At 41.4% G+C, this 15,297-nt stretch carries 8 protein-coding genes, 1 tRNA gene and 1 riboswitch; of the genes, 8 read left to right on the top strand and 1 reads right to left on the bottom strand.

Translation table 11 applies throughout. The features are described 5' to 3' along the window. The first annotated feature begins 129 nt into the window (after nucleotides 1-129). The 4 genes from HXT53_RS01785 to HXT53_RS01800 all read left to right on the top strand — a co-directional run bounded on the left by HXT53_RS01785 (nucleotide 130) and on the right by HXT53_RS01800 (nucleotide 10,534). Nucleotides 130-1,062 carry a YlbL family protein gene (locus HXT53_RS01785; protein ID WP_004116851.1) on the top strand — a complete coding sequence of 311 codons (933 nt, stop codon included), beginning with the start codon at nucleotides 130-132 and terminating at the stop codon, nucleotides 1,060-1,062. 567 nt (nucleotides 1,063-1,629) lie between these two features. After that, entirely contained in the window at nucleotides 1,630-7,104 is a 5,475-nt protein-coding gene (locus HXT53_RS01790) for a Rib/alpha-like domain-containing protein (RefSeq protein ID WP_421780688.1), read from the top strand. A gap of 95 nt (nucleotides 7,105-7,199) precedes the next feature. Continuing rightward, nucleotides 7,200-9,131: a SpaH/EbpB family LPXTG-anchored major pilin gene (locus HXT53_RS01795; RefSeq protein WP_257983504.1), complete on the top strand. Its 1,932-nt coding sequence runs from the start codon at nucleotides 7,200-7,202 to the stop codon at nucleotides 9,129-9,131. A gap of 305 nt (nucleotides 9,132-9,436) precedes the next feature. Beyond that, on the top strand, nucleotides 9,437-10,534 hold the full coding sequence (locus tag HXT53_RS01800) for a class C sortase (RefSeq protein ID WP_004115651.1): 1,098 nt from the start codon (nucleotides 9,437-9,439) through the stop codon (nucleotides 10,532-10,534). A 118-nt stretch (nucleotides 10,535-10,652) separates the two neighbouring features. Here HXT53_RS01800 and HXT53_RS01805 read toward each other — a convergent pair. Next, a tRNA-Val gene (locus tag HXT53_RS01805) sits at nucleotides 10,653-10,726 on the bottom strand. 148 nt (nucleotides 10,727-10,874) lie between these two features. On the opposite strand from HXT53_RS01805, the gene HXT53_RS01810 reads away from it, so the two are divergent. The 4 genes from HXT53_RS01810 (at nucleotide 10,875) to HXT53_RS01825 (ending at nucleotide 15,176) form a co-directional block, all read left to right on the top strand. Next, nucleotides 10,875-12,401, top strand: coding sequence for a DivIVA domain-containing protein (locus tag HXT53_RS01810; RefSeq protein ID WP_421780502.1), 1,527 nt, complete (start codon nucleotides 10,875-10,877; stop codon nucleotides 12,399-12,401). Nucleotides 12,402-12,447: 46 nt separating this feature from the next. Continuing rightward, the gene (gene recO, locus HXT53_RS01815) at nucleotides 12,448-13,182 is read left to right on the top strand and encodes a DNA repair protein RecO (RefSeq protein ID WP_004112365.1); all 735 of its coding nucleotides are present in this window, start codon (nucleotides 12,448-12,450) and stop codon (nucleotides 13,180-13,182) included. Nucleotides 13,183-13,303: 121 nt separating this feature from the next. Continuing rightward, nucleotides 13,304-13,406, top strand: a riboswitch (TPP riboswitch). Nucleotides 13,407-13,441: 35 nt separating this feature from the next. Then, entirely contained in the window at nucleotides 13,442-14,062 is a 621-nt protein-coding gene (locus HXT53_RS01820; protein ID WP_004112368.1) for an ECF transporter S component, read from the top strand. Nucleotides 14,063-14,252: 190 nt separating this feature from the next. Continuing rightward, nucleotides 14,253-15,176, top strand: coding sequence for an ABC transporter substrate-binding protein (locus tag HXT53_RS01825; protein WP_009993809.1), 924 nt, complete (start codon nucleotides 14,253-14,255; stop codon nucleotides 15,174-15,176). Nucleotides 15,177-15,297: the final 121 nt, after the last annotated feature.

Genomic DNA, 15,297 nt, shown 5'->3' on the forward strand with positions numbered 1-15,297 from the left:
TACAGATTCTACCTGATATACGGCAATTTTCATTCAATAAATCAATAATTTAAGTAACTTTTTTAATTTAATATTTTAAATGAATCCTAATTCCGTTATGCGTATGGCTTGAGTATAGAATTATTTCTTATGACTAATAAGATATTTGCTGTTTTTAACAATGGATGTATGACTGTTATAAGTTTTACGAGTAGAGTTTTTAATTATTTTGTTAAATATTTTTCTTCAAAATCCGTGCAGTATTTTATTGGACTGATCATTGGTGTTCTTGCGATTATTGTGCTTTTTCTTCCCAGCGCATATGTTGTTGAAGAGCCAGGGCCGACTCAAGACGTTTTAGGAAAATCTTCTGGAAAATATGTGATAAACGTAGATAATCCTAATAAGGCTAGCAAAAAAGCTGTTTCAGCTGCTTCTGGTTTAAAACCGCATTCAAAAAATGGCAAATTACTTTTAGTCACAGTAAATACGTCTGGAGTGCCAGGGTATGAGATTCCAAATATTTACGCTATTTTATCTTGGTTTGATTCTAAAAAGCAGATTTTGCCTCGTGAGGTTTTAGTGCCTGTAAATCAAAATGCAAGTGATTATAAAAAAGAGACAAATAAGCAAATGACTTCTTCGCAATCTTCTGCGCAAGTGGCGGCTTTGGATTATGCGAAGAAGCATCTTGATGTGAATGTAAAAAATGTAAAAGTTAAGATGCATATAGACGATATTGGCGGACCTTCGGCAGGAATGATGTATGCTTTGGGTATTTTAAACAAGCTAACTGGCGTAGATTTGGCTGGCGGCAAAACAATAGCAGGCACGGGAACCATTGATAATAATGGGAAAGTTGGGGCAATCGGCGGAATTCGTTTAAAGATGATATCTGCTAAAAGAGATGGTGCAAGATGGTTTCTAGCGCCAAATAGCAATTGCGATGAGGTGGTTGACAATATTCCGCAAGGTTTAAACGTAGTAAGCGTTAAGACTTTAGATGATGCGTATAAAGCGTTGGAGAAAATTAAGGCTGGTAAAAGTATAAAGTCTTTTAAAACGTGTAATGCGAAGATGTAGAAGATGTAGAAGATGTAGAAGATGTAGAAGATGTTGCTTCATTTTTAACTCTTTATTTCTATTATCGAAAATCCTATATTTAGTATGTTTTATTATGCAAAGTGCTGCATATTGTGTTTTAAGACACGCCGAGTGTGATAATTTCGATGCTAAAAAGCGAAAAATATAAAGTTTCCAATATATTTTTAACGTATTTTATGGTGATCTTTATAGAATCTAGGAACTTTTACGAATATTGAAAAATGTGCAGATTTTACTTGAATTTTCCCATGGGGGGGGGGTACAACTGTATACGTGCTTTGCAGTAGTGCACTGTATTATTTTGCATTTGAGCGTTTGGCGCGAATTTAACTACTGGTTTTGGGGAAGCTAGGTATGCTTACGTTTATTTACGTAGTTTGATTGCGCGCTTTTTGCTGATAATGCGGTGTTCTGTACCCCGGGCAATGCTTGTTGGCTTATAAAACCAAAGGGCATGAGTATTCGAGCAGCTTTTAGATTTTAAGAAATCGAGGCGTTAGAATGTCACGGCTTCATGGCTTATTGAACTTGCGTAAGCAGTTTAGAATGCTTAACGCTTCTGCTTCTTCAAATAGTTGCAGACGTATTCTTTCGAAGCGTTACGTTTTCCGTGCGTTTTTAGCAATGCTCGTTGCCGCCGCCACAATAGTGACAATGCTCATAGTGCCGCCAGTAGAAGAAGCTAAGGGTTATGCAGATGGTAAAGCACCTATTCATGCTTGGTGGAATAGTTTTGGTACAGGCTTTGTGTCTGGTTCTGGCTTTGGAATAGGGGATGCTCCTAGTCAGATTGCTTCTAACGTTGAAGTTGGTCGCAATGTTTATGACTCTTCTACTGGTAGAAATAGAACTCAGATTAAATGGGAAGTGTTCTTCAATACTTACTCTCAAATGTACGAGAGTATTGTAACAGGTGAACCTTATAGCGGTAAGAGAGAAGATAAAGCGTTTGGTGGTAAAAGACCTCTTCTTATGGCTTGGCTTCCAAAAGGTATTGATAGGAAAAGTATAAAAATTAGTAGAAGGAAGTCTGGTAATAGAACTGGTTACCGTAACTATGGCTGCTGGCCTGAAACAGACAAGTGGTATAGCGCGTTTCCAAAAGATAAACAGTTTGATAAAACTGATAACGGTCGTGGATGTAGAGCAATCCAGTATCAAGAGCCTATTGTTACAATTAATAAAACATTAGATGAGTTTGTTAACAGTAGTTCTAGATGGGCTCATTCGTTCGACGGTAATTTGTATGAAGGTAAAGCTGGTAAAGAGGGTGTTGGTAAAGACCAACAGCTATTTAACTCTTATTGGGATAATGCTTTAGGTACTTCCAGACTTACATCGTATTGCGATTCGCGAGATAAGCATGACATGTGCGAAATTAGAAACTGGAAGAATGATTTCTCTACGGTTCTTGCTGACTGGGAAGTTTCAGGTAATACGGCTTTTCAGTGGAATATCACTGCGTTTGTTGATGAAAGTATGGAAAATCGCTCAGATTTAGTATTGAAGAATCTTCCGTTCTCAGCTGGATGGAACTCTGGCAAAGGTACATATTCCGAAAGCGATTTTGGAGATTTAGAAACGAAGAAAAATGGTGCTGTAGAAGTTAGAAGTAAGTGGACTTTTATTGGACCTTTCGATAGTGATGGCGATGGTATTCCAGATTCTATGGAAGGCTATGACCATAAGAATCCTGACGCTTTGCCTGATTTTAGTAATAGTGATCAGCCGCATACTGTTTTGAATAATATTACTGATCCAAATGGTAAGACTGAAATAAAATATCCTCAATATTCGTCTAGCATGATGAATGATTATGTAAAGAAGTTAAATAATCAGAATTTAAGCTCGGACACTACTTATGGTGGCGTAGAGAATGTGCCTGTTACTACGTATGGTACGCCTGTAACAATTAAGCCGTACGTTAATACTGGTTCTTGGCAGGGATGGGACTTAGGCGACTGGGATGGTCAATATTCTCTACAAAGCCATTATGGCGGTCGCTATGTTGCAGGAAAAGATACTGATACTACTACTAATATTCCATCAGATTTTCCTAACGGCTCTAGTATGAAGTATGAGCTTACTTCTATTCCACAAGGTGTTACGCAATCTAGTAGTTGTAGTACTGGTCAAAATAATTCTGACAAAGGCTGTGTGAGCATAGATAGTAAAACTGGTTATATTACGTATAATCCAGGAAAGTTGGATCGTAATTCTGAAGGTATTACTTTTAAGGTGAAGATTACGCACCCAACTCCTAGCGCTTACCAATACAACTGTAAGTATACGACACCGATGGTTCAGGAAAATGTACCTATAAAAATCAAGGTTGTTTCTAACGCCATGTTGTACAACCCGCAGTACAAGGAAACTACTGTTGCATACGATCCGAATCATAAGAAGTTTAACCCTACTGATAGCGAAGAGCCTAAGAGTGTACGAGCTAACAAAAAGCCGTGGGTTAGAGTAGGTAATCTTCCTAAAGGTTCTACCTTTAAGTTAGAGAAGTATGGTAAATACGGTTCTCCTGTGCTTGATTGGTCTAAGATTGATTCGAAAAATACAGGAAACGGCAAAGTGACGTTTAGCCCGTCTAAAACACAAGCTGGTAAAAGTGAAAAGACGCCTGTGCTTGTTACGTACCCAGATGGTTCTACGTCTAAAGATAGTGATGCAGGTAATTATGACAAGGTCGTGTATGCTACTGTTAAAGTTGGTGATTTGCCAATTTCAGGCGGTGACTTGAATCTTGGTTTATATGACGGGAATAGCATAAATAATAATGGTTTCTGGGGCTTTTCCTTTAGAGATAAAACGAATCCTCACGAGATCGATAAGGGTAAGAAAATAGGTCTGTCAGATAAGGATCACAAGAACCCTAATAAGGGTATTGTGTTTGATTCTTGGGCAAAGAATGGTAAAGGTCCTATTACTTTCCGCGTGATATGCCATAGGACGGATGTACCTAATTCTCCGTTCGCGTTGCTTAAGCCTAAAGAAGGAAACAAAGAAGCTAGCGGAGAGATTAACGGCTTGCATTTTGAGGATTTCCGACAGTGGATTCGAGATAACGACAAGCGTTGCAAGGGCAAGGATTGCAGTAACGATAATCTCTACCTTCACTCTAGAGAATACGAAAATGACACTATGGAGCGTTCGCGCGCGATGATTGGTGGCACGCCTAAGGAAGGCGGCTCGTACGAGTGTAAAGTGTTTGCTTTCCACGACAAGCCTGATGATAACAAGCTTAAGGACTATAGTGGTTCGTTGGACACATTTGATAAAGCGGCAAAAAATGGTGGTTCTACTGAGTATTCAATACTTTTTGATAACTATGAAAGTATTAAAGCGGCAACAAAAGGCTTAGAGTGGATTACTGACAGTTTCTACTTTAAAATCAAGCTCAAAGACAACCAAAAGTACAACCCGACTTATGTAAAGATGCCAACTATTCAAGCTGGTAAGTCAATTAAGGATGGTAGGTATAGCAGTCCAACAAAAGACAATATCAGCACTGATCAGCCAAAGAGCACTAAAGATGGAAATGATGTTTCGGAGGATGATCGAGCTAGCATTCTTGTTGGTGACCTTCCTGATGGCACGTGGTTTGAGATTAAGAAGCTACTTAGAAAAGTAGATGACAAAAACCATTCTGATAAGTTTACGTTGCAACAAGAGAAGGAAACTTGGTCTAGGTTTGAAGATAGTGAAGACAACGTTACGCGCGATGAGCACGGCAATACTGTTAAGAAGAGCGGAAAAGTAGTTACTTTAGATCAGCCTAATCGCGAATATGGTTCTGTAACTTTCCACCCAGATAAGTGGCAGTCTGCTGGCGAGTATTGGGCGGAAGTTAGAGTTCACTACCCAGACGGCTCTGTATCAGACGGCGAAGGCTCTGTAAACGAGAAGCACCCTGTGTACGCAAAGGTGAAAGTTACGCCTAAGCCTGGCAATAATAATTTTGGTCTTAACTTGTTTAGGTATACAACGGATTCTCAATACAGAACTATCAGCGTTGAAAATGGCATAAACCTTCATCCAGGAGATTTACTCGCTGGTAACGATCGCCCTATGTTTGATTCTTACTTAACAAACGCTATTGGAAATCTTCATCAGCATATGATTTGCTCAAAGCAAGACAAGAATGGTAAGCAAACCGACTACACGTATGGCATTCTTCCTGGTCATGTTAATAATGAGAAGTCGCAGAAAGATAGCGAAAAAGACGGATTGCGACTTTTGGAACCGCAGACGATTTGGAAGCATTCATCACTTAAGAATCAGTTTGAGTGCAATACTAATGGCAAAAAGTGCAAGTCTGATACTTACTTATACGATGATTGGGTTGATAGCGATAAAAGCTATAACACTTTTGAGCGCACGCACGGATCTTTCGGCGGCGTGGCGCAAAAGACCGGCGACTATGTGTGCAAAGTCTACGTTATAAAGGGCGATCAGAAGAAGTCGGATGCGTTTAAGAAAGCTGTCGAGTCTAATATCAAATCTAAGAAGAACGAAGACCCAGTTACAAGCGTTCTTAACGCTAGAGGTAATCCATATGGCAAAGAAGGCGAAGACTACAAAATTGGCGCATTCTCTGTGCATATTCATAAGGACAACCAGCTGTACAACCCGACTTATACAAAGATGCCAACGATTTTGGCGGGTAGTACTTTTGACAAGAACCTTAAGAATCACAAGGCTGACATAAGCTCTGACACTCCGCGAAGCAAGAAGATTGTTAAAGACAGCAATAATCATGACGTTAATGCTAACGGCGTTCCAAAAGAGGATTTGGTTAACGTTAAGGAAGGCGCTCTGCCTGCTGGCACTTGGTACGAGATTAAGCGCTTTGTTAAGGCTGGCGATATTAAAAACTCGAAAGCAAAGAGTTTGCCTTGGGCTAACTTTGAAGACGGCGAAGATAACAAAGCTGATGGCAAGTTGGAAGCAGCCAGCAAGGACGCCACCGGCAAAGGCTCCGTCACCTTCCGCCCAGATAAGTGGCAGGATGAAGGCGAATATTGGGCTGAGATTAGGGTTCACTACCCGGATAGCTCTGCTTCGGATGATAAAGATTCAATCAACAAGGATCACCCTATCTACGCAAAAGTGGAGGTTACTAGACCAGATATTAGCGCTGGCGATTTGCATGTTGACGTGTACAAGTACTTTGACCATACAGCGTATAATTCCGATACCAATAAAGGCAGAGTCGACTCCGCAGATAACATTGCGAATGTTGACAACAAGGTTGGCGTTACTGTTATGCGCGGAATCGGCTTGCTGAATGACCTTGGTGTTGACTCATGGTCTACAAATAAGCGCGGCGGCATTACGCTAAGAACGTTGTGCAGGGATGCGAATGAGCCAGCTAAGGGCAGTGGTAATAAGTCTCAGGTTTGGAGCGAAAATCTAAATAAACTGTTCTTTAAGCTTAATGGCGGCGATAGTCAGAAAGTGTGGGGGCATGCGAACTTCCGACAGCAGGAAACTTGCCGTAAGAACGGTAATAAGGGTGATGGCTGCGTTACTGATGTAGCTAACCCTATGCTTTTTGACAGCACTCGCGGAACTATGGAACGCTCACGCGGATTTATTTCAAACACTAAAGCGCCTACGGAGACTGGAAAATACTATTGTGCAGTGTTTGCGTTGAAGCCAGATGCTTTGACTGAGTACAAGAATGCTGTGAAGAAAGGCACGATTAGTGTTGTGAATAATAGCGATATTGTTAGCGCTATGAGCTTTAAGGGCGAGAGCGGTATTGACTATGCTGCAAAATTCTTCCCAGTGTACGTGGTGAAACCATTCAAATTACCAAAGACGGGCGGCGTGAACTGGAACATGTTTCTTGGTGGTGTTGTGTTTGTTGGCACTTCTCTGATGTTTATTGCATTGTTGCTTGATCAAAGCAAGTGGGGGCGTGCGCTCATCGCTGAGATTATCAAGATTATTAAAGTTTTTATCCGCAAAACCGCTAGAAAATGGCGCATTGAAAGGTGGCGATGCTGATGAAAATTTTCTGCAGCGCAAAAACTGCAGTATCAACGTTCCATGTGCTGGCAATGGCATTGCGTAGTTGCGTTACATAGTGATGTTACATAGCAATGGCAATTATGCCGAAGCATGGTTCGGATTTAATCTTGCTGCGCGCGGCGCAAATCGTAGCCGCCGACAGAGTTCATACAACTTGCAATGGCTCCGCCGACCGTGCGCAACACAAAACAGAAAACTTATCTCTTAAACCTGCTCGAAAGAGCAATAAAAAAGGAGAAATTATGAACAAGATAACAAAGCAATGCGTGGCGGCAATCGCCTCGCTCGCAATGGCTGGCACGCTGTGCGTTGCTGGCGCCGTGGTGGCTGGCAACTCAGCTTGGGCTGTGGATAATGCAGCTGCTGCTAAGGCTCCATGGGAAGATACTACTAAGACTGGTTCCATTACGATTCACAAGAAGGATGATACTTCTGGTACACCTGTTGGTCTTAACGGTGCAACCTTTACAATTCAGAAGGTTTTAAAGATTGGTAATGATAATGTTCCTGATCTTAAGAAGCAAGGGGATTGGATTACTCTTGCATCTAAAGTTAAGGAACTTAACGAAGCTGCGAAAGCTGGTAAGCCTACAGATAAAGTCACGTTTGATACAACGAATTTTGGCACTAATGGCAAGATGGAAAAGGTAACGGCTAAGTCTGGTAGTGAAGACGGCGTGGCAAAGTTCGATAATCTTGCAATCGGCTTGTACTACGTTGAGGAAACTAAAGTGCCAACAGGCTATAGCCCTGAGTTTACTCCATTCTTTATAACTGTTCCGCAAATTACGCGTGAAGATGGTAAAACCACCAACACTTATACATATGATGTAAGCGTTTCTCCAAAGAACTGGAATGCTAATGGTGGTATTACTAAGGATGCTCAAACTAGCAAGATGGTAGGTGCTGGAGACACGCTTCCATATGTGATTACTGCTAAGGTGAAGCTTCCACTAACGCCTGCTATGGATAAAACTAAGTTAGCCAGCTCTAATTTCACTGGCTTTAAGGTTTGGGATGATGCGTTAGCATCCGCATATAGCAACCTTACTAACTTTGGTGATACTGCAACTAATTATAAGGTTCAAGTTGGCGAGTACGATGCTCAAAATAAAACATTTAAGAAAGTTACTAGTGGTACTAATCCTGTAGATCTTACTAAAGGTACTGATTACAATATAGCTGTTAGCGACTCTGATGTTGATAAGGCTGGTACTACTGTTACTCGTAAGCGCATTCTGTTTACATTCGAAGATGCTGGTTTAACTAAGATTGCTAACGCATTTGGAACAACTGCTAGTGCGTTTGCTAGTAAGGATATTCGAGTTCAGGTAACTTTGAATCTTAAGATTAATAAAGATTTTGGTAAAGACACTGTAAAGACTGAACTTACTAACAAGTATGGTTTTAACCCAGGCGGAGACAGCGGTAAGGATACACCTGGTACCGATACCAAGACTGTATTCCACAAGTTCCATGTCTTGAAGTATGACGGCACTGATACCTCAAAGAAGACAGTTCTTTCTGGGGCAGAGTTCAAGGCGTTTGCTGATAAAACCAAGGCTTTAGCGTGCGCAAAAGACACAACTAAGTGCGCTGAAACTAATGGAGCTATGCCTGGCTTTACTGCTACTAAACCAGCTACTGCAGGAACTGCTACTATCACTACAACTGGTAATGATGGCAAGACTTCTGATTATGTTGTAAAGACTACTGATGCGAATAGCAAGATTTATCTTGTTGAGGTTAATGCTCCAAAAGGTTATGTCCGCTCAGAAGATGTTCATGAAGTGGATACTGCTAACGCAAAAGATAATGAATCACTTGAGGTTCCAATTGCTGATGTTCCAACGAGCAATAACATTGAACACTGGTTCAAGCTTCCAAATACTGGTGCTTATGGCGTGATTATATTCGCCATCATCGGTTTGGGCTTAGTTGGTGCTGGTACATTCATGTACATGCGCAATAATCGCAAGAAGGAAGAAGAACAGGCTGCATGATTTGCTCAGTTTGATGAGTAAATCATAAACGATTGAGTCTATAAACGATTGAGTCTGCATAAATTGAGTCTAGGAGCAAAATCCTAGACTCAATCCTATGTGGACTGTTAAAGCAACAAAACCCGTCGTTTTCCCGCTTTTTGTTGTTGATTTTGTGGTTTTAAGCAACATTTTCGGTAAGTTTTTCCCGATTTTGTTGTTAATTTTGCCGTTTTGAGCAACAAAAAGCGCAAAATCCCACTGCGTTTGTAGCAAAATCAAACCAAATATTATCTTTCATTAAATAGCTTTAGCTTGGAGGAGTTATGAGGCTAGCCGATATTAGCAATTTGTGCCGCTTGTTGAGCGAGCGCGCTGTTGCTAAATTGTTTAAGAATAAGGCGAAGCGTACCTCCAGTGTGATTGGCACGAGCAGTGTGGCTGGTGCGAGTGATTTGATAGCGGAAAAGTCGTCAGCAACCGAAGAGCAAACTCCACAATCCAACTCAAGCCAAAAAACACAGAAAAACTTAAAAACACAGAAAACTTTTATACATCGCATAATTGAGCCGATTGCGTTAGTGCTAGCAGGCGTATTGTTCTTCAGCTACCCAGTGGCGTCAACACTGTGGAACAACCACGTGTCTAAACAAATTTCCATAGATTACGACAAAGTAAGCTACAATCAGGCCGCTAGCGTGCGAGAATCTATTCTAAGAAGTGCGCGAAAATACAATGCTCGCAGAAAAAAATTCTTTACAGCCGACCCGTATGACGGCAGTGATAATTACAAAAAAACAGCAGACTATAAGTCATATATCAAACAACTAGACGAACCAATGGGAATTATGGGAATCATAAAAATCCCGAAAATTGGCGTAAAACTACCAATTTACCATGGCACTTCGCGCGATGTCCTAGCTCGCGGAGCAGGACACTTGTATGGCACAGATTTACCTGTGGGCGGCAAAAACAGGCATACCGTTATAACAGCACACACTGGATTGCCTACAGCAACCATGTTTGACGGTTTAATCGACATGAAGCGTGGAGACTACTTCTACATTGATGTACAGGGCGACACGATGCGCTACAGGGTGTTTCGCATTAGTGTTGTAGACCCGCAGGATATCAGTTTGCTGCAGCGTGAGCCTGGGCGCGATTTGGCGACTTTGCTTACATGCACGCCGTATGGTGTGAACTCGCATAGGCTACTGATTACGGGGTATCGCGTGCTGCCGGACCCAGCGCACGCTCCAGAAGATCATCTTCAGTGGCCGCTTTGGATGACGCTGTTTGTAGCTGCTATGATTCTTTCGCTGTTGATAATTTCAATCATGGTAACTGGATACTTGCAAAAGCGTAAGAATAAATCAGATTTGCGCGGCAAGCACATACTGCGCGAGACCTGCCTTCGTGCTTAAAGCGTAACGCGCGAACTATTTTCCCGAGATTGTTTACGTATTTGGTGGTTTTGTGAACAAACGCGGGGAAAAAATAAACAAACATGGGAGAAGTACGCTAACCAAGAAAAGCGGAAAGTGGGCGATGAGGGACTCGAACCCCCGACATCCACCGTGTAAAGGTGGCGCTCTAGCCAGCTGAGCTAATCGCCCGCTTGAAACAAGATACAGTATGGTGTGTACTAGATGCGTGATTCGCGATTTGCGTGTGTCTTTCAGAGTTTGTGTTTTGCGTTTTGAAGCGTCTTAACAATCGCGTAGAGTATATTCAATAATGATATGTTCAGGAGGTCTATTGTTTATGGCAAGTAAACCCGATACTGCGCGTAATTCTTCTGGTATTGAGCGCGTAGGTAAGCGCAAGAAGGGTTACAGCGTAGAGCAAGTTAATGATTTTCTTGAGCGTGCCCATTCTTTGTATGAGTCCGACGACATTCGTCTTACACAAAAAGATATTCAAGACGTGTCCTTCGATTTAGAAGATGAAGGATACGCTATTCCTCAAGTTGATGCGGCTCTTTCTAGGTTGGAACGTGCTGTTGTAGATAAAACAACCGAATACGAAATTTCTCATCGCGGTAGAATCGTTTGGAAAGCACAAGCCGATAGTGAATACCGTGTTTTGCTTAATCATTCTCAGCGTGATTACAAGATGCGTTTTGATTCTGGTCAATCTCGCAAGCCTTCGTATGATAAAAAACAGGTCGATAATGTTGTTAATAAGACCTTAGATAAGATTTCTATTCTTCTTGGATATAAGCCAACGTGGGGTAATAGTTCAAGCGATCTTGATGGCATTGACGCAATGTTTGTTTCTAACGTGTTGTTTACACAGCGTTCTGGTAAACATGGATACGATGAGCGTCAAGTGGATTATTATTTGAACGCTTGCATACGATTGCTTAGTAGGCTTGAATCTTACGATCGTGTTTCTAAGTACCTAGATTTTGATTCTAATGGTGCTGCCGCATCTTCTGTTAACGCAGCATATAGTCAGACGACGCCACAGCCTGTGCAATCTGCAAATCCTATGCCTCCATCTGTTCCCGTTGAGCATAATGCGGATTCGTTTGTAGTAAATCCTGTTCAAAATACTGTTGAAGCAGATAATCCTGTTGCAAATGATATTTTTTCTAGAACTACAGTTGATGAAGTAGATTCGCATCATATTAGTGCAGATAGTGTGCCAGTCGTTGAGCATGTGGCAGATAGTGATAATAGTTCTGCACAGCATATTGAAGATATGCCTCAAGATAGGCAAAGCATTTTCGCACCTGTAGACAACAGTGTTGATAACAATAGTGGTGCTTCTCTTAACGATTTGCACCATGGGGATAGGGCTATTTTTACGCCTCATTCTGCTAATGTAGAGCCTAATGATGATACTGATGACGAGATGTCTCAGGCTTCTACTGTTATGCCTCCTACGTTCCCGCCATCGTATGCTCCGAAAGATTCCTATTCGCAGACTTATACAAGAGACAGTGCTATTCCAGCTGCACCTAGCCAAGATTCTTATAGTCAGAATCATGTTAATGCTGCTAATGCTAATGCTGTTAATACTAAAGATGATGATAAGAATGATTCAAAGAGTAGTGCTTCAAACCCTGTTGGTGATTTGAATTTGTCTCTTCTTGCATCTCCTAAATTTGAGCCGTCGCAAAGTCTCAATCTAGATATTCCAGATCTTTCATTCCCAGTTATGAATCATTTTAATACTTCTTCTGAAGATTTTAATGCTAACAATGCTGGCAATAATGATTCAGATGATTTGGATGATACTGGCGAATCTAATTTCGGTGGTTTTGTGAATCCAAGCCACAACTGATCTATAAAAATACTTTGGATTAGCAGATTAAGAGTTTTTGATTTTCATGCCGTTGTATAACGATGAGGCTGTAGTTCTTAAGACTTTTCCTTTAGGAGAAGCGGATAGAATTGTAGTTATGCTTACTAAAAAGCATGGTAAGATTCGTGCTGTTGCAAAAGGTGTTAGGAAAATAAAATCTCGTTTTGGGGCGCGTTTAGAACCTTTTATGCGTGTGAATGCACTTTTTGCTACTGGAAGAACTTTTGATGTTGTTTCTCAAGCGGTTTTAGTTTCTGCTTATGCTGAGAGTATTTGTGCTGATTATGATTTGTATAGTCGTGCTAGCATGATTGCGGAAATCGCAGATGATTTGGTTTCGTCTTCTGCACAGTATCAGGATTCTTGTATGCAATACAATCTGCTTGTTGCAGCCTTATCTGCTCTTTCTAGGGGATTGCATAGTGCTGATTCAATTGGATTCTCATATGTTTTAAGAGCGTTAAAACTAGCTGGCTGGTCTCCTATGCTTAATGAATGCGTAGTTTGTGCAACTAAAGATGATTTATCATATTTTTCCTCTTGTTCTGGAGGAGTTATGTGTTCTAAAGATCATGATTTGCAGTCAATTAAGTGTAATGGTTTAGCACGTTTTCAAATGATTTCTTTGATTAATGGCGATTGGAAGAATATAGACGGAACAGATATTGATTATTTAACGTATAGATGCGTTGAGCAGTGGTGTGAATATTATCTTGAGCGTCCAATTAAATCAATGCATTTATTAGAAAATAATATGTGATTTAATATAGCTTTTTTAGCGTCTTATTTAACGTTTTTGTGAACGTTTTAGTGAGCGTTTTTGTTAATTTTTTGTTTGAATTTTATAATAATTGTCCTCGCTGTCTGATGCAATAATGATTGATATCAGACACGGGTGCTCTTTCAAAGAGCTGAGAAGATTACTGTCTAACCGTTTAACGTGATTCGGTTAATGCCGACGTACGGAGTTTTCTGCAGGGTCGCCTTTGTTTGATAACTGATAATGAAAGGAGACCCTAATGGGTGCATCTGTTGAAGAAGAAACCGTGCGTCCATCTTTGCGATGGAATGTAGCTGATATTACGCTCACGGTTGTTGTAGCTGTAGCTTCTGGTATTATCTTCTGGGGTATCGGTTTGATTAGCGAGCCTATTTCTGCTGCTCTTAAGCTTATTCCAGTTCCAGGAGTCAGCGCATTGTACTACGGTTTGTTCTATTTTGCTGGTCCTTTGGCTGCTATTATGGTTCGCAAGCCAGGTGCAGCATTGTTCGGTGAGTTTATTGCTGCAATGGTTGAGTTGACTGTTGGAAGCCACTGGGGTGGTATCGGTACCGTTCTTCCTGGATTTGTTCAGGGCTTGTTCGCTGAATTTGCATTCTTGTTCTTCATGTATCGCAAGTGGAATGTTGGCTTAAGCGCACTTTCTGGCGCATTAGCTGGTTTGGGTGGAATCGTTTCAACCTACCCGTTCTACTATGCAGGTGTTCCAATCTTTGGTTCATTCATGGTGATTCACACTATTTGCAGCATGATTTCTGGTGCTGTAATCGGTGGCGTTTTGATGTGGTACTTGTATAAGGGTATTGCTGCCACTGGCGCATTGAGCCGCTTTGCTTCTGGCAAAGAAGTGCGCGCCTGATTTTACGGGTAAGATTACAAGTAAAATCAACTTATAAATTTGATTTGTGGGCGGGGATTAATTACCTCGCCCATTTTTGTAAAGTCGCAAGTTAAATCGCAAGTTAAATCGCAAGTTAAGTTGCAAATAAAAGTCAAAATAAAATCACAAATAATAAAATCACAAATCACTATAAAACAAAGGAGTTAATATGCTAAGAGTACGTCTTGAATATGTGCATCCATGGACGAATCACGCAGGTATGTATCTTGCAAGAAAGCGCGGATTGTATGCACAATACGGATTAGATGTAGAGTTTACAAGCACAGATACAGAGCGCGGCGATGTTCCAGCATGTTTGGAGCGTGGAGAAGTAGATATAGCTCTTGTTCGTTTAAATCAACTTTTGGCTCATCAAAATGGTGCAAACAGGCTAACGTCGTTTGCTGTAATGAATCAATCGCAAATTGGTGGAATCATAACAAATAAAAACACGGGCATTACGCGATTTAAAGATCTAGAAGGAAAGCGCGTAGTAATTCCTATGGGCGTTAAGCGCCTATACACGGAGCTTCAGCAGGCGGTTGCTGCCGACGGCGGCGATTTTAGCAAGCTGATTACAATTGACCCAGGCCCATGGGAGCCAGACATTCGAGCCGTAGAACGCGGAATGTGCGATGCTTTTATTAACGTAGCTTGGTGGGAGCCATACCAGGGTTCGCTTCCATTTGATCAAGTTGTTGTTCTTCCATTCGATTCTATTGGCGTAGCGCCGCATCATTCTTACTATGTTTGCGCTCGCCAAGAGATGATTGAGCGAAATCCGCAATTAATACGTAACTTTGCAAGCGCAACAGTTAAGGGCTATGAGATGGCAGGAAAAGACCCTCAGGCTGGTGTTGATGCTTTGCAGAATGCGCTTTGCCATATTAGCCCAGAGGCTTTGCGTGCCTCGCTAGACGAAGTGATTCCGTCTTGGTACGACAAGAATGGTCGTTGGGGCACGGCAGACATGGCTTTGGTGGAAAACTACACTCGTTGGATGGGTGAAAATGGCCACTTAAGCGTGCCTCTTGATTGCGCGCTAAAAAGTTTAGAAAACGGGTGCGTAACAAACGAGTATTTGCCAGAATAGTCGTTAGTTTTGCATAAGCAAAGTCGCCAGCAGCCGCACATGAGCTAGTTGGCGTCAAATAATTCTGCAAAAAAATGCGCGAAAATCAATGAGCCTGTAACCAAATATCTGTAAATTGGAG

Origin of the sequence: Gardnerella sp. KA00390, from assembly GCF_049244075.1 — a bacterium.
GTDB lineage: Bacteria > Actinomycetota > Actinomycetes > Actinomycetales > Bifidobacteriaceae > Bifidobacterium > Bifidobacterium vaginale.